13 protein-coding genes are annotated in these 18,168 nt (G+C 74.5%); 4 read left to right on the forward strand and 9 right to left on the reverse strand.

Annotated elements, in window-relative coordinates:
• Positions 1-139: 139 nt before the first annotated feature.
• Both ACFWJW_RS36565 and ACFWJW_RS36570 read right to left on the reverse strand, forming a co-directional pair.
• Positions 140-3,670, reverse strand: a complete 3,531-nt coding sequence (locus ACFWJW_RS36565) for an ATP-dependent helicase (RefSeq protein WP_387249382.1) — start codon at positions 3,668-3,670, stop codon at positions 140-142.
• Between the two features lie 228 nt (positions 3,671-3,898).
• On the reverse strand, positions 3,899-4,294 hold the full coding sequence (locus tag ACFWJW_RS36570; protein ID WP_387249384.1) for an MGMT family protein: 396 nt from the start codon (positions 4,292-4,294) through the stop codon (positions 3,899-3,901).
• Positions 4,295-4,482: 188 nt separating this feature from the next.
• On the opposite strand from ACFWJW_RS36570, the gene ACFWJW_RS36575 reads away from it, so the two are divergent.
• Positions 4,483-7,500, forward strand: a complete 3,018-nt coding sequence (locus ACFWJW_RS36575) for a lysylphosphatidylglycerol synthase domain-containing protein (protein WP_387249387.1) — start codon at positions 4,483-4,485, stop codon at positions 7,498-7,500.
• 100 nt (positions 7,501-7,600) lie between these two features.
• On the opposite strand, the gene moeZ is transcribed toward ACFWJW_RS36575, so the two are convergent.
• From moeZ to ACFWJW_RS36610, 7 genes are all read right to left on the reverse strand, one after another.
• Positions 7,601-8,779 (reverse strand): adenylyltransferase/sulfurtransferase MoeZ, encoded by a 1,179-nt coding sequence (moeZ, locus tag ACFWJW_RS36580; RefSeq protein ID WP_387249389.1) that lies wholly within the window; start codon positions 8,777-8,779, stop codon positions 7,601-7,603.
• A gap of 342 nt (positions 8,780-9,121) precedes the next feature.
• The gene (locus ACFWJW_RS36585; protein WP_042148342.1) at positions 9,122-10,081 is read right to left on the reverse strand and encodes an NAD(P)-dependent oxidoreductase; all 960 of its coding nucleotides are present in this window, start codon (positions 10,079-10,081) and stop codon (positions 9,122-9,124) included.
• A 256-nt stretch (positions 10,082-10,337) separates the two neighbouring features.
• Positions 10,338-11,564, reverse strand: coding sequence for a hypothetical protein (locus tag ACFWJW_RS36590; protein WP_387249392.1), 1,227 nt, complete (start codon positions 11,562-11,564; stop codon positions 10,338-10,340).
• Positions 11,561-11,785, reverse strand: a complete 225-nt coding sequence (locus ACFWJW_RS36595; RefSeq protein ID WP_387249394.1) for a hypothetical protein — start codon at positions 11,783-11,785, stop codon at positions 11,561-11,563. Before ACFWJW_RS36595 ends, ACFWJW_RS36590 begins: the two co-directional genes overlap by 4 nt.
• Positions 11,779-13,674, reverse strand: a complete 1,896-nt coding sequence (locus ACFWJW_RS36600; RefSeq protein WP_387249396.1) for a DUF3492 domain-containing protein — start codon at positions 13,672-13,674, stop codon at positions 11,779-11,781. The genes ACFWJW_RS36595 and ACFWJW_RS36600 overlap by 7 nt, the downstream gene beginning before the upstream one ends.
• A 220-nt stretch (positions 13,675-13,894) precedes the next feature.
• Positions 13,895-15,337 (reverse strand): DUF3152 domain-containing protein, encoded by a 1,443-nt coding sequence (locus ACFWJW_RS36605; protein ID WP_387249398.1) that lies wholly within the window; start codon positions 15,335-15,337, stop codon positions 13,895-13,897.
• Positions 15,338-15,345: 8 nt separating this feature from the next.
• Positions 15,346-16,368 (reverse strand): alpha/beta fold hydrolase, encoded by a 1,023-nt coding sequence (locus tag ACFWJW_RS36610; RefSeq protein WP_387249400.1) that lies wholly within the window; start codon positions 16,366-16,368, stop codon positions 15,346-15,348.
• 170 nt (positions 16,369-16,538) lie between these two features.
• On the opposite strand from ACFWJW_RS36610, the gene ACFWJW_RS36615 reads away from it, so the two are divergent.
• From ACFWJW_RS36615 to ACFWJW_RS36625, 3 genes are all read left to right on the forward strand, one after another.
• Positions 16,539-16,757 carry a hypothetical protein gene (locus tag ACFWJW_RS36615; RefSeq protein WP_042148325.1) on the forward strand — a complete coding sequence of 73 codons (219 nt, stop codon included), beginning with the start codon at positions 16,539-16,541 and terminating at the stop codon, positions 16,755-16,757.
• A gap of 148 nt (positions 16,758-16,905) precedes the next feature.
• Positions 16,906-17,547 (forward strand): TetR/AcrR family transcriptional regulator, encoded by a 642-nt coding sequence (locus ACFWJW_RS36620; RefSeq protein WP_042148322.1) that lies wholly within the window; start codon positions 16,906-16,908, stop codon positions 17,545-17,547.
• Between the two features lie 191 nt (positions 17,548-17,738).
• On the forward strand, positions 17,739-17,966 hold the full coding sequence (locus ACFWJW_RS36625; RefSeq protein WP_018089430.1) for a DUF3107 domain-containing protein: 228 nt from the start codon (positions 17,739-17,741) through the stop codon (positions 17,964-17,966).
• The last annotated feature ends 202 nt before the right edge of the window (positions 17,967-18,168 follow it).

Genomic DNA, 18,168 nt, shown 5'->3' on the forward strand with positions numbered 1-18,168 from the left:
CCACAGCCCCGCGCAGCGGACCCCGCCCGCCGCGTGGGGGTACCTCCCACGCCCTTCAGGCAGTGGGGGAGCAACGGCGAAAAACCACCACGGCGAGAAAGCCGAAAACGTGGGAGGGCCGCCCAAGCGCAGCGGAAGGTCACTCAACGACATGCCGCCCCTCCGGCTGGGCGCTGCACGAGGCACGGAAGGTGCAGTGGGTGCAGTGGGTGCCGGTGGTGGGCGTGAACCGTTCCTCCAGCACCCGGCCCGCGGCGGTGGCCAGGAGCTCGCCGATCCACTCGCCGTCCGGTGGGGGCTGCGCCTGGACGGCGGGCAGGGTGTCGCCGCCTTCCTTCTGGGGTGCGCCGAGCCGCAGATGGACCAGTTCGGCGCCGCCGGGTTCGGGGGTGCGGCCGTCGAAGGCTTCGTCGACGGCGCCTTCGCGGACCGCGAGCTGGTAGACGGCGAGCTGGGGGTGGCGGGCGACCTCGGGGCCGGTCGGTTTCTGTTTGCCGGTCTTGAAGTCGACGACGTAGGCCCGGCCCTGGGCGTCCTGGGAGACGTGGTCCATGCTGCCGCGGATACGGACCTCGTGGGCGCCGGCCCGGAGGGTGAGGTCGAAGCCGTGCTCGGTGGCGACGGTGTCCCGGCCGCGGGTCTCGCGTTCCATGACGTGCCAGCGCAGGAAGCGTTCCAGGGCGGCGCGCGCCTGGTCCTTCTCCTGGCGTGACTTCCAGGGGGCGTCGAAGGCCAGGGCGTCCCATACGGAGTCCAGGCGCTCCATGAGGACGGTCAGATCGGCGGGGGTGCGGCCGGAGGCGACCTCGTCGGCGAGCACATGGACGACGTTGCCGAAGCCCTGGGCGGCGGTGGCGGGGGTGTCCGCCTTGACCTCGCGGCCCAGGAACCACTGGAGGGAGCAGGTGTTGGCGAGCTGGTCGAGGGCGCTGCCGGAGAGGACCACGGGGCGGTCGCGGTCGCGCAGCGGGACGCTGCTGTGGGTGGGCTCGTGCAGGCCCCACCAGTTGTCCGGGTGGGCGGCCGGTACCAGGGGGTAGTGGTCGTCGTCGTGCAGTGCCGCCAGTTTGGCGAGCCGCTGGGCGGCGGCCTCACGCAGCGCGGGGGTGGCGGCGGGGTCGACGGTGGTGGCGCGCAGTTCGGCGACCAGCGCGGCCACCGCGAGGGGGCGGCGGGGGCGGCCGGTGATGTCCTGGGGGGTGACGCCCAGCTCGGTCAGGAAACGGGACGGCTGGTCGCCGTCGTCGGCCGCGGCCTTCACGGCGGTGACGACCAGGCGGTCACGGGCACGGGTGGCGGCCACGTAGAACAGCCGGCGTTCCTCGGCGAGCAGGGCGCCCGGGGTGAGCGGTTCGGCCAGGCCGTCGCGGCCGATCCGGTCGGCTTCCAGGAGCGAGCCGCGGCGGCGCAGGTCGGGCCAGAGCCCTTCCTGGACGCCGGCGACGACGACGAGCCGCCATTCCAGGCCCTTGGCCCGGTGGGCGGTCATCAGCCGTACGGCGTCGGGGCGGACGGCGCGGCGGGTGAGGGTGTCGGCGGCGATGTCCTGGGCGTCGAGTTCCTCCAGGAAGTTGAGGGCGCCGCGGCCGCCGGTGCGTTCCTCGGCGCGGGCCGCGGTCTCGAACAGGGCGACGACGGCGTCCAGGTCCCGGTCGGCGTTGCGGCCGGCCGCGCCGCCGCGGTGGGCGGCCCGCTCCAGACGCTGCGGCCAGGGGGTGCCGTCCCACAGCTCCCACAGCGCCTGTTCGGCGGTGCCGCCGCCGGCGAGCAGTTCGCGGGCCTTGCGCAGCAGCAGGCCGAGCCGCTGGGCGCCGCGCGCGTAGGCGGGGTCGTGGGCCACCAGGCGCTGGGGTTCGGCGAGCGCCCGGGCGATCAGCTCGGCGGAGGGCCGCGGCAGTGGTTGTCCGGCGGCCCGTTCCTCCTCCCGCAGGGCACGGCCCAGGCGGCGCAGGTCGGCGGAGTCCATCCCGCCCAGGGGGGAGGCCAGCAGGTCGAGCGCGGTTTCGGCGTCGAGCCAGTGGGGGGCGCCGGGGGCCGGGGTGGCCCCGGGGGCGGCGTCCGCGGCGGGTTCCTCCCGGCCTGGCCCTTCCTCTTCAGGCGTTCCCTCAGGGGACACGTCCCCGCCGGGGTCACCGTCACCGGTCCCGTCGTCGGCCGGCTCCTGGCGGAGCGCCGCCCGGGCCGCCGCCCGGAGGGCCGTCAGCAGGGGGGCGACCGCGGGTTCGTGGCGCAGCGGCAGATCGTCGCCGTCGATGTCGAGCGGTACCCCGGCGGAGGTGAGCGCACGGCGCACGGCGGGGAGCGAGCGCCCGCCGGCGCGGACCAGAACGGCCATCTCGTGCCAGGGCACCCCGTCCTCCAGGTGGGCGCGCCGCAGGATGTCGGCGATGTTGTCGAGTTCGGCGCCGGGTGTCGGGTACGTGTACACCTCGGCGCGGCCGCCGTCCCGTACGGGCGCGGGCTCGCGGTGGGCGCGGACCTTCTGGGCGGGCAGGCGGGTGAGCGGCATCCGGCGGGTGACCAGCCGGGTGGCCGCGAGCAGGGCTGCGCCGGAGCGCCGGGAGGTGCGGAGTACGGCCACCGGGGCGGGGGTGCCGTCGCCGCGCCGGAAGGTCTCGGGGAAGTCGAGGATGCCGTTGACGTCGGCGCCCCGGAAGGCGTAGATCGACTGGTCGGGGTCGCCGAAGGCGACGAGGGTGCGGCCCGGGGAGCCCGGGGTGCCGGTGGCTCCGTGGTTGCCGGCGAGCGCGCGCAGCAGCCGTACCTGGGCGACGTCGGTGTCCTGGTACTCGTCGACATAGACCGCGTCATAGGCGCCGGCCAGCTGCGCCGCGACCTCGGGGTGTTCGGCGAGCAGCACGGCGCGGTGCACCAGCTCGGCGTAGTCCAGGACGCCCTGGCCGTCCAGGACGTCGAGGTATTCGGCGAGGAAGGCGGCCGCGGCGCTCCAGTCGGGGCGGCCGGTGCGCCGGGCGAAGGCGCCGAGGGCCTCGGGGCCCAGGCCCAGTTCGCGGCTGCGGGCGAGCACCGCGCGGACCTCGTCGGCGAAGCCGCGGGTGGTCAGGCAGGCCCGCAGTTCGTCCGGCCAGCTCACCTGGGCGCGGCCGGCGCCGGCCAGCTCCGCCTGCCCTTCGAGGAGCTCCCGGACGACGAGGTCCTGCTCGGGTCCGGACAGCAGCCGCACGGGGTCGGCGAACAGGTCGGCGTCCTGGTGGGCGCGGACCAGGGCGTAGCAGAAGGAGTGGAAGGTCGTCGCCTGCGGGATGCCCGCCCGGGCGCCCGGGATGCCCGCCCGCCGTGCGCCGCCGGCCGTACCGGGCGGCCCGTCGGGCTGCCCCTCCAGAACGGCCAGCCGGGCCGCGAGCCGGTCGCGGAGTTCGACGGCGGCCTTGCGGCTGAAGGTGAGGACGAGGATCCGTTCGGGGTCGGCGCCGGCCCGTACCCGGTGGGCCACCGACTCCACCAGGGTGGTGGTCTTGCCGGTGCCGGGACCGGCCAGTACCAGCAGCGGCCCGTGCCGGTGGTCAACCACGGCGCGCTGGGCCGCGTCCAGCACAGGAGGAGCCACCCGCCCCGGCGGGGTGCGCACCAGCCGGTACGCGCCGGCGGCAGCCCGCCGCGCCGCCCGGTGGGGCTGCGTCGGCGGGGCGGCCGAGAAGGAGGAACTCACGTGGATCGCCGGTCCTGAGGAGGTGCTCGTCGTGGTGCATGGGTGGTGCGAGGGGGTCCCCCCGGACGGACTCCGGGGCGGCGCCGCACAAGGGGCGGCCGGCCGGGGGGACGGTCCGGCTGCGTGGTGCGCGGCGGGGCCGTCGTCGTGACGGCAGGGCCCGACGCTACGCCAGTCGGCACCCGGGCCGCCGCGCGGCCCACGGGCCGCCGCGCACCGCCGTCGGGTCTACGGGCTGTCCCGCTGCCCGTCCCAGCGGGCCCGCCGCATGTCGAGCCGCGGTATGTGGTCGTCGGCCGCCTGCGCGGCGGTGCGCAGGGGGGTGCCTTCCTCCCGGTAGTGGGCCAGTGCGCGCAGTTCGCTGCCGGGCAGCAGCCGGCCGTCCGCGCGCACCACCCGCCACCAGGGCACCGCGCCGCCGTAGAGCGCCATCACCCGCCCCACTTGGCGGGGCCCGCCGGCGCCCGTCTCAGGGAGCCCGGCGGGCGGTTCCTCGTCCCGGAGCCACTCCACGACGTCCCCGTACGTCATCACCCGGCCCGCCGGGATCAGCTCGGCGACGGCGAGGACCCGCTCCGCGTAGGGCGGCAGCTCACCCGCCCCTGTCTCTCCGGTCCCACTCATTCGGTCCATCCTGCCGCACGGCACCGACAATGGGAGCGGACACACGGTCCCGTACCCCGCGGAGGTCGGCGGCAAGGCGCCGTCAGCCGTGGTGCGGGGGAGGATGTTCCGCTTCCCGCACCCCCGAAATGCACCCTGATGCCCTCCTCCACCGGTCGGTCGTGCCACCATCTTCCGGACGGTGACTGGTGATACGAGATCAAGAAGAGACGGCCGAGCAGCAGGGCGCGGCGCCTCCACGGGAGGCGGGCGCCCCTGAGGCGCTGGCCGTCGACGCCGCCCGCACCGCGCCCGGACCGGCCGCTGTGACCGAGCGGCCCGAGCGGCAGCAGGCGGCACCACAGGGGAAGCACCAACGGGAGCCGGCCACGGCTTCCGCTACCGAAAAGGCGAGCACGATCGAGAAGGCCGAACGACCCGGGGCGTCCCAGAGGCCGGAAGGGTCCAGGGAGCCCGAGCCAACCGAGGGGCAGGAGGAGGAGCGGGAGCGCACACCGCCCGTGGAGGAGCAGGTCCGGCACGACCAGGGCGAGGAGCAGCCGTCCGGCGCGGCCCGGAGCAAGCCCCGTACGGGCTCGCACCGTGCCGATCTGAGCGCCGACGAGCACGGCGAGTTCCATGTCGACCGGGTCTCCGGCGACGAGCCGCTGCTGCCCGCGCGAGTGCACCGGCCCTCCGACCTGATGCGGCTGCTGTTCGGCATCGCCGGGATCGCGCTCGTGCTCGGGCTCGCCACGTTCGCCCACGGCACCACCCAGGGCCTGGAGAACGACATCGGCAGCGGCGCGAAGGCGGCGCCCCCGCTGCTGATCAATCTGGCCGGGCTGACGTCCAGTGTCGCGGTGCTGATCGTGCCGGTGGCGTTCGCCGTCGAGCGGCTGATCAAGCGGGACGGGCTGCGGATCGCCGATGGGGTGCTCGCCGCCGTCCTCGCCCACGGGGTGTCGCTGGCCACCGACCTGTGGGTGGCCGAGGCCGCCCCGCCCTCCATCCGGGACGCGCTGACCCAGACCCTGGACAACGGTGCCCTCTCCGCTCCGGTGCACAGCTATCTGGCGCCCGTGATCGCCTATATGACGGCGGTGGGCATGGCCCGGCGGCCCCGGTGGCGGGTCGCGATGTGGTGCGTGCTGCTGCTGGACTCGTTCGCGGTGCTGGTCGGGCGGTACACCACCCCGTTCGCCATCGTCACGACCGTGCTGATCGGCTGGACCGTCGCCTACGGCACCCTCTACGCCGTCGGCTCCCCCAACGTCCGACCCACCGGCCAGAACCTCCTCGCGGGACTGCGCCGGGTCGGTTTCCACCCGGTCTCCGCGCTGCGGGCGGAGGACGCGGCCGGCGCGGAGCAGTCCGAGCACGCCGACCGCGGGCGCCGCTACCTGGTCACCCTGGAGGACGGCCCGCCGATCGATGTCACCGTCGTCGACCGCGAGCAGCAGGCGCAGGGCTTCTTCTACCGCGTGTGGCGCCGGCTGTCGCTGCGCGGCATCAATCAGCGCCGCAGTCTCCAGTCGCTGCGCCAGGCGCTGGAGCAGGAGGCGCTGCTGGCGTACGCGGCCATCGCGGCCGGCGCCCATGCCCCCAAGCTGATCGCCACCTCCGAGCTCGGCCCGGACGCGGTGATGCTGGTCTACGAGCACATCGGCGGCCGCAGCTTCGACTCGCTGGCCGACGAGGAGATCACCGACGGGCTGATGCACAGCGCCTGGCGGCAGGTCGAGGCGCTCCAGTCCCGGCGGATCGCGCACCGGCGGCTGGTCGGGGACGCGCTGCTGGTGGACCGGGCCGGCGACATCGTGCTGACCGAGCTGCGCGGCGGGGAGATCGCGGCCGGTGACCTGGTGCTGCGGATGGACATCGCGCAGCTGCTGGCCACCTGCGGGCTGCGGGTCGGCGCCGAGCGCGCGGTGGCCGCGGCCGTCGAGGTGCTGGGCCCGGACGCGGTCGCGGACAGTCTGCCGCTGCTCCAGCCGATCGCGCTGAGCCGCACCACCCGCGCCACGCTGCGCCAGCTGGCCCGGGAGCGGTCCAAGCGGGAGCGGGACGCGGTGCTGGAGGCGTCGCAGGCCGCCAAGGAGGCGCGGGAGGCCCGGGACGCGGAGGGCCCGAAGGACCGCAAGACGATCCGGGCCGAGCGGCACGCGGAGAAGAACGCCGAGAAGCGGGCGCTGGACGAGGCGACCGAGGAGGCCCGCGAGGAGGATCTGCTGGCGCAGATCCGCCGGCAGGTGCTGCTGATCCGCCCGGCGGCGGTGATCGAACCGGCGAAGCTGGAGCGGCTCAGCCCGCGCATCCTGATCAGCTGGATCGCCGGCGCGTTCGCGGTCTATCTGCTGCTGTCCCAGCTGACCCACTTCAACTTCAGCGATCTGATCAGCAAGGCCCAGTGGATGTGGGTGCTGGTCGCGGTGGGCTTCTCGGCGCTGACGTACATCGCGGCGGCGATGAGTCTGCTGGGGTTCGTCACGGAGAAGGTGTCGTTCGTCAGAACGGTCATCGCGCAGATCGCGGGCAACTTCGTGAAGCTGGTGGCGCCCGCGGCGATCGGCGGGGTGGCGCTCAACACCCGCTTCCTTCAGCGCGCCGGGGTCCGTCCCGGCCTGGCGGTGGCGAGCGTCGGCGCCTCCCAGCTGTTCGGGCTGGGCAGCCACATCCTGCTGCTGCTGATCTTCGGCTATCTGACGGGCACCGAACGGACCCCGACGATCTCCCCGTCCCGTACGGTCATCGCCGGGCTGCTGACGGTGGCGGTGCTGGTGCTGATCGTCACGGCGGTGCCGGCGCTGCGGAAGTTCGTCTCGACGCGGGTGCGGTCGCTGTTCGCGGGGGTGGTCCCCCGGATGCTGGACATCCTCCAGCGGCCCGGAAAACTGGCCACCGGCATCGGCGGGATGCTGCTGCTGACGGCGGCGAACGTGATGTGTCTGGACGCCTCGATCCGGGCCTTCGGCGGCGGCGACACGATCAGCTACGCCAGCATCGCGGTCGCCTTCCTGGCCGGTAACGCGCTGGGGTCGGCGGCGCCGACGCCGGGCGGTGTGGGGGCCGTCGAGGGCGCGCTGTTCGGTGCGCTGACCGTCGCCGGGCTCGCCGGTGACGTGGCGTTCCCGGCGGTGCTGCTGTTCCGGCTGATGGTCTTCTGGCTGCCGGTGCTGCCGGGCTGGCTGGCCCTCACGTATCTGACGCGCAAGGGCGAGATCTGAGCGCGGGCGCCCGGCGGGGGCCGGCCTTACCTCCCGTACACAGCGCGAAGGCGCCGGTCCGCAGAACACGGACCGGCGCCTTCCGGGTGCTACGGGAAACTCAGTAGACCGGCTTCTCCGGCTCGACGGTGTTGACCCAGCCGATGACGCCGCCGCCGACGTGCACGGCGTCGGCGAAGCCCGCGGACTTCAGGACGGCCAGCACCTCCGCGGAGCGGACGCCCGTCTTGCAGTGCAGGACGATCTTCTTGTCCTGGGGGAGGTCCTGGAGGGCGGTGCCCATCAGGAACTCGTTCTTCGGGACCAGCCGGGCGCCGGGGATCGAGACGATCTCGAACTCGTTCGGCTCCCGGACATCGATGATCTCGATCTTCTCGTCGCCGTCGATCCACTCCTTGAGCTGCCGCGGAGTGATCGTCGAGCCGGCCGCGGCCTCCTGGGCCTCCTCGGACACGACGCCGCAGAACGCCTCGTAGTCGATCAGCTCGGTGACGGTCGGGTTCTCGCCGCAGACCGCGCAGTCCGGGTCCTTGCGGACCTTGACCTGACGGTAGGTCATCTCCAGCGCGTCGTAGATCATCAGCCGGCCGACGAGCGGGTCGCCGATCCCGGCGAGCAGCTTGATGGCCTCGTTGACCTGGATGGAGCCGATGGAGGCGCAGAGCACACCCAGGACGCCGCCCTCGGCGCAGGAGGGCACCATGCCGGGCGGCGGGGGCTCCGGGTAGAGGCAGCGGTAGCAGGGGCCGTGCTCGCTCCAGAACACCGACGCCTGGCCGTCGAAGCGGTAGATCGAACCCCAGACGTACGGCTTGTTCAGCAGCACACAGGCGTCGTTGACCAGGTAGCGGGTGGCGAAGTTGTCGGTGCCGTCCACGATGAGGTCGTACTGCGCGAAGAGCTCCATGACGTTCGTGGAGTCCAGGCGCTCTTCGTGCAGGTTCACCGTGACGTACGGGTTGATGCCCAGCACCGTGTCCTTGGCGGACGCGGCCTTGGAGCGGCCGATGTCCGCCTGGCTGTGGATGATCTGGCGCTGGAGGTTCGACTCGTCGACCTCGTCGAACTCCACGATGCCGAGGGTGCCGACACCGGCCGCGGCCAGGTACATCAGCGCGGGCGAGCCCAGGCCACCGGCGCCCACACAGAGCACCTTGGCGTTCTTCAGCCGCTTCTGCCCGTCCATCCCGACATCGGGGATGATCAGGTGGCGGGAGTACCTGCGGACCTCATCGACGGTGAGCTCGGAAGCGGGCTCGACCAGGGGTGGCAGCGACACGGGGACTCCGTTGGTCGGTCTTGATGGGGTTCCCCCCGCCCGGGCCGGGCCGGGAGTGGGGGAGCTTGCACTCCCGTAACACTGCCACGCCCTTCTTCATTCCGAGACACCTGTTCCGATGCGCGAGACGAATTCGTCCCAGTAGCCGGGCAGTGACGCCGAGGCTTGTCGAGAGGGGTACGCGGCACGCCGTGGACGAGGGGGCGGAACCACTCCGGAGGGTAGTCGGGGGCCCAGGTGTCCCAGTAGGCGGACATCGGTCTCACACCGCCGGCGCCACCGGCCCCCGGCGTCCGGTGGCGTACCCACCCGCCGGGGCTCGGATGGCCCCGGCCGAGGCGGTCAGATACGGCATGCGGCCTCCATCCAGATGTCGGCGAGGGACTCCTCAAGCTGGATCCGGGGGCGCCAGCCGAGCCGGTCGCGGGCGGTGCGCACATCCGCCTGCTGCCAGGTGCCGCAGCCGTCCGGGTACGGGTAGGTGGCGGGCGGCGAGCCGGCACCCGGGTGCTCCGGGGACGGGCCCGGGATGACCAGCCGGGCGGGCGGGGAGTCGAGTTCGTGCAGGGCGCCCCCGAAGCCGGCGACCCGGGCGAGCACCGAGGCGGCCTCCCGCAGCCGGACGGCCCGGCCGGTCCCGATGTTGACGACGCCCTGCGCGGCCGACAGCGAGGCGGCGTGCACCGCCCGCGCCACATCGCGCACATCGACGAAGTCCCGCTGCACCCCGAGCCCGCCGAGCTTGAGCTCGCTGTCGCCGGACTGCATGGCGCGGCGCATCGCCTCGGCGAGCCGGCCGAGCGGCGATCCCGCGGGGGTGCCGGGGCCGACCGGCGAGAAGATCCGCAGCACCACGGCGTCGAGCCCGGAGCCCAGGACCAGTTCGGTGGCGGCGAGTTTGCTGACGCCGTACGGGCCGCCGGGGCGCGGGACCGCGTCCTCGGCCGTGGAGGAGCCGGGCTGGGAGGGCCCGTACTCGGAGGCGCAGCCCAGGTGGACGAGCCGGGCGCCGCAGCTGCTGCGCCGCAGCGATTCGCAGATGGTGGCGACCGCGACGGTGTTGTGCCGGGTCAGCTCGCGGGCGCCGCCCCGGGTGGCACCGGCGCAGTTGACGACGACACCGGGGTGGACCGCGTCGAGGAAGCGGGTGAGCGCCCCGGGGCTGCCGGTGGCCAGGTCGAAGCGGACGTCGGCGTCGTCGCCCCGCCCGAGGGCGGTGAGCTGGACGGCGGGGTCGGCGAGCAGGCGGTCGGCGACATAGCGGCCCAGGTAGCCGTTGGCGCCGATGAGCAGCACCCTCATCGTGCGACCCCCCGGTCCGCGTGGCGTGTGGTCGGCTGGACGTTCATGTGTCGTGCTCCTAAGGCGGATCGAGGGAAGCGGGTCGGCTTCGGCCGCGGGGTCGGCGTCCGCCCTGGGGGCGGGGGCCATGTGGGGGGTGCGGTCCGCGGTGCGGCGGCCGGAGCGGCCGTTTCGGGGTGCCGCTCCGGGGGTGGTGCGTGGTGGGGGTGCCCGTGTGGGGGTGCGGGGTATCGGGGGCCGGGGGTCGTCCGGAGGGTCACGGCCGGTGCGCCTCCGCCGGTCCGGAGGGCGCGGGCCAGTGGGCGCAGGCGCCGGTGAGCGCCCGCAGGCCGTGGACGAGGAGGCCGAGGGCGGCGGCGGTGCAGGCCGCGGCGGGTACCGCGGCCGGTCCGACCGTGGTGGCCAGCGCCGCGACCGGGGCGTCGACCGGGGGCACGCCGGGGAGCCGGGCGATCAGCACCAGGGCCGGGGCGACGGCTTCCAGGGCGGCGGCCGTGGCCAGGCCGGCCGCGGCCGCTTCGGGGAAGCCGTGGACGGCGAGCAGCCGGGCGAGGAAGAGCAGCACCCCCAGCGCGGCCGCCGCCTCCAGGGCGAGCGGGTCGCCGCCGCCGAGGACCGCTTGCGCGCCGAGGAGCAGCGCCACCTGCGCGCCCAGGAAGAGCAGGGTGACGGCGAGCAACAACGGCCGTACGCGGGCGGCGAGTTCACCGAGTCCGCGGCTGGCGGCCAGGACACGCCGTCCGCGCACGGTGAACCAGTGGGCACAGCCGGCCGCGGGGGCGAGGGCGAAGGCGAGTGCCACGGCGGGGGCGACGGCGGCCCGGGGCGCGGCGGGGGGCAGATCGGGGCCGCCGGCCAGCAGCTGTCCGAGCAGCCAGTCGCCGTACACCGCGTACCCGGCCGTCCAGCCGGCCCACAGGCCGGCGGTGCGCGGCCCGGTGCCGTGCCGCAGCCGCAGCGGCCCGGACCGTACGCCCAGCCGGACGGCGAGGGCGAGCAGGACGAGGCCGGAGGCGCCGACGGCGGCGCGTACGGCGGGAGTCGCCGTGGTCACCGAGGCGAGGGCGGCGGCGGCCGCGACACAGACGGCGCCGGGGAGGAGGTGCAGGGCGCCGCACACGGTGCGGGAGCGCCGGGCGGGGGCGGTCGCGGGCGGGGGCCCGGCCCCGGGGGCGGCGGCCGGGTCGGCGCGCGGCACCCGGGCGTAGAGCTCCTCGGCCAGCGAGAAGACGTCGCGGTGCCGGAAGCGTGCGGCCGTACGGTCGGTGACGCCGTGCGCCTCCAGACCGGCGGCGATCTCCAGCGCGTCGACGGCGTGTGCGCACAGCTCCTGGTGACGGTGCATCAGCATCCGTACGGGGTCCGCGGGGCCGCGGCGCGGGGGGCGGGCGGCGGCGTCCTTGGGCGGGGGCGCGGCACGGTCGGCGCGGGCCTCCCCCGGGGTCTCCACGGCGCCGGGGGCGCCGCCTTCGGGTGTGGTCATGCCCCGTCCCCCCTCTCCGCCGTCCGTGCGCAGCCGTCCTGGCCGGGGCGGAGGTGCGCGGTACGGCGCCGGGGCCGGCGGCCGGGGTCGCAGGGGGTGCGCCGGCGGGCGCGGACGGGGACGGCGGGGCGGCCGCCGTGTGCCACATCCGCCATGCCCGTCACCAGTGCCACGCCCACGACACCCATCGCACACATCACGTCCAGCACACCGGTCACCATTGCTCTCTCCCTCGCCCCGGCCACGCCTGAGGGCTCACCGGGTCGTCCCGTCTCACGGCCTGTCCCACTTCCCGGACAGCGGCCCCTCCCCCGGCCTCGCCCGGTACCGCATCGGGCCGCCCGGCCCCGGACGCCGCCCAGCTCGGCGTCCGGCCGGCCGGCGCGGTGACCGCCCTGGTGGCGGTGCCGGTCGCGGCCCAGCGCCCGGGGACATGGGACTCCGCGGGGCGGGCGAACGGGCGCGGGACCCCGTGCGCGTCCCGGGTGCGGCAGGCGGCCGGGCGGGCCGGGGCGTGCGAGATCAGCTCCAGGTAGATGCCACGAAATGCCGCGATGTTCTGCTCGACGGTGAACAGTTCCAGCGCCCGCGCCCGGGCCGCCGCGCCCAGCCGGGCCCTGCGGTCGGGGTCGGCGAGCAGCGCCGTGCAGGCTTCGGCCAGCGCGCGGGGGTTGCGCGGCGGGACGACCAGTCCGGTGCCGCCGATGACTTCGCAGACCGCGCCGGTGTCGGTCGACACCGTGGCGCGGCCGCAGAACATCGCCTCCACCAGGGAGCGCGGAAAGCCTTCGATGACACTGGAGAGCACCACCACCGCGCCGGAGGCATAGGCGTCCGCCAGGGCCGGCACCTCGGGGCTGCCGATCTCCTCGAAGCTGACCGGGTTCTCGCCGACGGTGCGGGCGTCGGCCGCCTCGTCGGGGAAGAGCTGGGCGGCCAGCGCCCGGCAGTGCGCGAGATACCCGGGCGCCCGCGGATCGCGGCCGGTCCCGCCGATGATCCGCAGGGTGGCCGCCGGCTCGGCCCGGCGGATCCCGGCGAAGGCGTGCAGCAGCGCGATGAGGTCCTTCGCGGGCTCCACCGTGCCGACCCACACCAGCGTCTTGGAGTCGTCCGGGGCGGCGTCCGCGACCGCGGCGAACGGGGCGGCGTCCATGCCCGGGTAGACCGTGCGCAGCCGGGCGCGGTCCGCGCCGCAGCGCTCCTGCCAGCGCCGGGCGTGGGTGTTGCCGGGGGTGATCAGTGCGGCCTGGGCGTAGGTCTCGGCGGCCAGCGCGCCCTGGAACGCGGCGAGCAGCGCGCGCACCGGCACGCTCAGCGGCGCGGCGGCGCGGGCCAGGTAGTGCTCGCGCAGCCGGACGCCGTACTCGGTGACCAGGAGCGGGGTGCCGAAGAAGCGCTTGGCCAGCAGTCCGGGGAGGGCGGCCGCGCCCCCGGAGGTGGCATGGCAGAGGTCCACCCCGCCGAGGCCGGGGGTGTGCCGGTCGCCGTACCAGTCCAGGGACAGCGGCCGGAGCGCGAGTTCGAGCCGGTCGGTGACCGCCAGCAGATCGTTGACCTGCGCGCCCTGGGCGGCGGGCAGTGCGCGGGGGCCATGGCAGACGGCTTCCAGGATGCGTACGGCGCCCTCGGAGTGCAGCAGCGCGGGCAGTCCGCCCTGTTCCCGGGCGAGTTCGGCGAGCCCGTAGAGGCCGGCGGCGAAACGGTCCGCCTTCCAGGTCACGGACGTATCGGGGGCACTCGGCGGATCGCCGGCCGGTGCGCCCCGGTCCGGCCCGCTCCCATCGGGCACCGTCGCGAAGGCCGTCACGAGATCGCCGAACCGCTCGGCGAAGCGGCGCCGTTCGCGGCGGCCGGGGCTGCGGCCCTTGCGCTCCTCGGAGGCCCGGCGGTGTCCGGCGGGGAAGTCGCCCCACAGGGGGGCGCGGCGTACCAGGCGTACGTGTTCGGGCAGTGCGGTCCGGGGCCGCGCTTCCTGGCGGGCGTCGGCGCTCAGGGCGTAGACCTCGAAGTCATGGCCGGTGAGCTTGCGCACGAGCCGGTCGCACCACGCGTGCGACTCACCGGTCGCATCCGGATAGCCACCCTCGGTGAGCAGTCCAATGCGCATGAGTGCACCCCCGTCCTCCCCTGTCGACGTCCTGGTGTGCCGGGCGACACGGCCGCCACCGGCAGGAAGAAGCTATGCAAAGGGGCAGGTGGCGCGATGGACGGTTGTCCATCGCACCACCGGAAGGGGTGAAAGCACGTAACTTTCCGCCCCTAAGGGCGTTTCTTCGCGCTATGCGCGTGCGGGAACCCTCCGCGGCGCGCCGGGCGCCGGGGTCCGGTCACCGCTGGGTGGGGAACGGCCAGGAGTTGGGCCGGCAGGTCGCCCCGTCCGTCGTCAGGAACTTGGTCTGCTGCATCATCACCGGGGCCAGTGCGCCCGTCCGGGAGCAGAACTCGTGGTTGTGCCCGAGCCGGTGGCCGACCTCATGGTTGATCAGCATCTGCCGGTAGGCGTGCATCTTGTCCTGGCCGTAGGTCCAGGCGCCCTGGGCCCACCGGAAGGCATTGATCATGACCCGCTCGGTCGCCGCGGAGTCACAGGAGACATTGTCCTCGCGGGTGTCGAGGTCGGACTTGGCGCACCACTTCGCGGTGGTTCCCGGGCTCGCCAGCGTGATCACGAAATCGGCGTCGCCGGACCCCACCCGCTGGAAGGTCATCTTCCCGCCGTGGGCCCAACTGCGGCTGTCGTTGAGGGTCTTGTGCACCGCCTCGGCGAACAGCTCGCCGTCCAGCGGCAGTCCCTCCTCGACGTCGACGCGATAGCGCAGCACCTTGCCCTGGCCGGGCGCCTTGGCGTCACCGCCGGCCGGCTTGAAGCGGCCGGTGGCCGTCAGGCTCTTGTCCAGCGGGAAGACCTGGTTCATCTTCTCGTCGTAACTGGCGGGCTTGGCGTCCTGGGTGGGTCTGGCGTGCGACCGGGACGCCTCGTCGCCGACCCCGTCGGTACGGTCGTTCCCGCTGCGCGGCTGCGGGTCGGCGCCGTCTTGGCGCTGCTCGGCGACCTGGCCCGCGATGACCACGGCGAGCACGGTGGTCACCGCCGCGGCCGCCGCGCCGGTGAACGTCCGGCCCTTGCCGCCCTTGACGGCGCCGTGCCGCGACTCCTCCGCGTCGGACTCCTCGTCCGGGTCCTGGTCCCCGGGGCCGCCCGGTGCCGCGCCGTCCGCGCCGTAGCCCGCCGGCCGGTCCGGCTCGTCGCCCTCCTCCCGGTCGAAGACGACCGAGCGGCCGGTGTACCGCCCGCCGGGGGCCACCCCGTCCGCGCCGGGCCCGTACGCCCCGGCGGGCCGAGCCGTCTTCCGGGGCGCGCCGGCCCGGAACACATCGTCGTCCGGGTCGCTGACGGCTCCCGGCCCGCCCGGGAACGTCCGGGCGTCGAAAGCCTCCACATACTCGCGCTTCGGCCCGGGCCCGGTGCCCGGTGCGGCGACCGCCGGTCCGCCGGACATCTCCGCACGGGGCCGGGGAATCCGCGGCGCGCCCTGGCCGGGCACGGACGGGGAGGCCGGCGCACCGGGGAACTCGCCCCAGCCGCCGCCCGGTTCCCGCTGTTCGGGATGCCCGCCGCGCACCCCGTCGCCCTCGAACGGCTCGCGCCGGCGGCGCCCCCGGCCCGGTCCGGGCGAGGTGCCCCCCGAGGGGCCGTTGCCGGGGGGACCGGCCGTCTCCGGGGTGTCCGTTGCGGTTTCGGGCCGGCCTCGGCGGCTATGGCGTCCCACGGGGTGCGTCAGCTCCTGCCCGCATCGGCGGTCACATCGGTCATGTCACTGTCGAGCAGTTCGCGGACGGCCCGCGCCACTGTCTCCGGGTACTCCATCATCGCCACATGACCCGCCTCCGGCAGCGTCAGCAGTCGCGAACCGCGGAACGCCGCGGCCGCCCGCCGCGCCATCCGGAAGGAGACCAGGCGGTCGCGCCCACCGTAGACGAGAAGGGTGGGGGCGAGCACTCTCTCTGCCTGACGCCACAAATTATGTTGGCCGCCCAGTGTGTAGGCGTTCACCAGACCGCGGGCCGAGCGTTCCATGACCTCCCAGAAGTAGGGAAGTTCCAGCCGTCGCGCGTATTCGTCGACCGCGGCGTTGAACCCCTCCGGGCTGACCCGGCCGGGGTCGCCGTAGCAGAGCGCCAGCACCTCGCGGGTGCGGCGCTCCGGCGTCCAGTCATGGGTGAGCCGGCCGAAGAGCCCGGTGATGCCGGGCACCGCGAGCAGCGCCGTGGGCACCGCCGTCAGCTGCGGGCGCAGCTCGGGCAGCGCCGGGGAGATCAGCGTCAGGGTGCGGACGAGATCGGGGCGCACGGCCGCGACGCGGGTGGCGGCGGCACCGCCCATGGAGTTGCCGATGAGGTGGACGGGGCCGCGCCCGGCCGCGTCGAGGTAGCGGATGACGGCGCGGGCCTGCGCGGAGACGGAGTAGTTGCCGTCGTCCGGCGGCGGGGAGTGGCCGAAGCCGGGCAGGTCGATCGCCTCGCCGTCCACCCGGTCGGCGAGCAGCGGCATCAGGTCCGACCAGTTCTGCGAGGAGCCGCCGAGGCCGTGGACGTAGAGCGCGGGCTCGCGGTCCCGTCCGGTGCCGGTCTCCGCGCCGCCGTCCTGGGGTGCGGGCGATCCGACGGGTGCCCGTACGGTCAGCGTCAGGCCCGGCAGGGTCACGGTGTGCACCGTCTCCGCCGCGCCGTGCCGGCCGGGGCCGGCCGGGGGCACCGGGAGGGCGGCGGTCGCGGTGTCCGGCGACTCGGTCGAAGACATGGGTCGATGTTACGAGACGATCACACCCCCGATCGTGTGTCCGCGGTCACACACCGCATCGCGCTGCCGCGGCCGCTCTCCTAGGCTCGTAGTCGAGGGCAGCCGCCCCGGCCCCTGTTGTCATGCCAGGCACCAGCCGTCGAAGCGAGCACACGAGAAAGGGAGCCACCATGCGCGTCGACCCGACAGACCCGGATACTTTCGAGGACGAGAGCGACGCCACCGAGTTCGATGTCGAGGCACCGGAAGCGGACGCGGCGGAGCAGTACGCCGACGTCACTCCACACCGCGACGAGCCGCCGGTCACCGTCGACCCGGACTCCGCGAACGAGGCGGATCGCGCCGAACAGGCCCGCATCGTCGAGCTCAACGAAGACGAATACCGATGACCTGGGGCGTTATGTCGGCTTCCGGCACCGGGGTCGGGCATAAATTCTGGGCCCGGACCGCGCACAGCCGGGTTACCCAAAAGTACGATGGCGGGCGCGGTGCACCATCTTGTACAGGCCGCATACGGAACGATTTCTGGGAGGCAGCGTGAGCGCCATCGAGCAGACCGAGGCGACGCGCCCGCGGGGCACACGCCTGCCACGTCGAGCCCGGCGCAACCAGCTTCTGGGCGCCGCCCAGGAAGTCTTTGTCGCGCAGGGCTACCACGCGGCCGCGATGGACGACATCGCCGAGCGGGCGGGCGTCAGCAAGCCGGTGCTCTACCAGCACTTCCCGGGCAAGCTGGAGCTCTACCTCGCCCTGCTCGACCAGCACTGCGAGTCCCTGCTCCAGTCGGTACGCGCGGCGCTGGCGTCGACGACCGACAACAAGCAGCGGGTCGCGGCGACGATGGACGCCTACTTCGCGTACGTGGAGGACCCGGGCGGCGCCTTCCGGCTGGTGTTCGAGTCGGACCTCACCAATGACCCGGCGGTCCGTGAGCGGGTGGACAAGGTGTCGCTGGAGTGCGCCGAGGCCATAAGCGCGGTGATCGCCGAGGACACCGGGCTGTCGCAGGACGAGTCGATGCTGCTGGCCGTGGGCCTGGGCGGGGTTTCCCAGGTGGTGGCGCGCTACTGGCTGTCCTCGGAGAGCAAGGTCCCGAGGGACACCGCGGTGCAGCTGCTGACGTCGCTCGCCTGGAAGGGCATCGCCGGCTTCCCGCTCCAGGGCAGCGAACCGCACTGACCCCGTCCCCGCACCGCCCCCGGTCGCGCACCGGCCCTGTTCACGCACCGGCCCTGTTCGCTGCGGGCGTGGCCCATGGCGTCCTGCGCGTCCCCGTACCGGGCTAATGTGTGCTGCGTACGGCGCGGATCACCGCGCATCCTCCCCCAGCTGACGCTGGGGACCCCCAGACCGTCGGAGGGACAAAAGCCGTGGAGGTCAAGATCGGCGTGCAGCACGCGCCCCGCGAGATCATTCTGGAGAGCGGGCAGTCTGCCGAAGAGGTCGAGAGCGCCGTGTCCGACGCGCTGGGCGGCAAGTCACAGCTGCTGAGCCTGGTGGACGACCACGGTCGCAAGGTCCTGGTCCCGGCGGACCGGCTGGCCTACGTGGAGATCGGCGAGCCGACCGCCCGCAAGGTCGGTTTCGGCGCGCTCTGAGCACGGGGCGCCGGCCGTGGCGCCCACAAGGTGACAAAGGCGGCGGCCCGGAGGATTCCCTCTCCGGGCCGCCGCCTTTTTCCGTGTCGCTTCGGGGCTCGGCCACGGCTCCCCGTCGCTTCGGGGCTCGGCCACGGCTCCCCCCCACCCCCGAACCCACCCCCCCCCCCCTCCCCCGAAGGGGGAGAGGGGGAGGGCGGTC

Source organism: Streptomyces sp. NPDC127097 (assembly GCF_042724075.1).
In the GTDB taxonomy this organism is placed as follows: Bacteria; Actinomycetota; Actinomycetes; order Streptomycetales; family Streptomycetaceae; genus Streptomyces.